The following is a 696-nucleotide window of genomic DNA, read 5'->3' as shown; positions in this document are numbered from 1 at the left end:
CCAGGCGGGTGTCGGCGTCGATGACGACCTGGTGGTTGGTGGAGTACCTGTAGTTCTTCGACCGCTCGGCGATGGTGTGGTCGCGGGTGGGGACCAGGGTGCCGTCCACGATGAGCACGGTGCCCTTGGCGAACCGCTTGCGGGGCTGGAGAGCGAACATCGGCCCAAGGTGGCCGATGATCCGGTCGGCCGCCGACTTGGACACCCCGAACAATGGGGCGAGCTGCCGCATGGTCAGGTTGGTTCGCCAGTACGCCGCGACCAGCAGAGCCCGGTCCTCCAGCGGAAGGCTCCACGGCCGGCCCCTGCGGACCGCGTCCGCACCCTCGCGCCGCAGAACCGTCACCAGCTTCCCGAAGGTGCGCGCGCTGAGCCCGCTGAACGGAGGTATCCAGGACGGCTCCGACGCCGTGATCACACCAGCCATAGCGAGATCATCTCAGCGGCCCTATCATTCGATCCAAAGAGACGAGCAGCCGTCGAGGGGGCCGACAGGGGTGGCCGCAGCACGCATGGCAGCAGCAGTGCTGGTCACATGGGCCGCGCTGATCGCGCTCCTGCTCGCACCGTCGGCCCTACCCGAGCAGTGGCAGTACTACATCTACTCTCCAGCGAGCGTGGGACTGTGGATGCTGGCCATGCTCGTCGCGCCCATCGTGGTCTGTACCGTCAAATGGCCATGGATCAAGTCGGGCA

The 696-nt window shown here is 66.8% G+C and carries 2 protein-coding genes; one reads left to right on the top strand and one right to left on the bottom strand.

Annotated features, from left to right (window positions below; translation table 11 throughout):
* A partial coding sequence (locus IF30_RS0140450) for an IS5/IS1182 family transposase (RefSeq protein ID WP_037903150.1) occupies positions 1-427 on the bottom strand: 427 nt, incomplete at its 3' end.
* A gap of 85 nt (positions 428-512) precedes the next feature.
* Here IF30_RS0140450 and IF30_RS0140445 point away from each other — a divergent pair.
* Positions 513-696, top strand: a 184-nt coding sequence (locus IF30_RS0140445) for a hypothetical protein (protein WP_030248237.1), incomplete at its 3' end; no start/stop codon positions are given.

The organism is Streptomyces sp. NRRL S-350 (assembly GCF_000719705.1).
Taxonomy (GTDB): Bacteria; Actinomycetota; Actinomycetes; order Streptomycetales; family Streptomycetaceae; genus Kitasatospora.
This window is presented reverse-complemented; position numbering and strand designations above follow the sequence as displayed.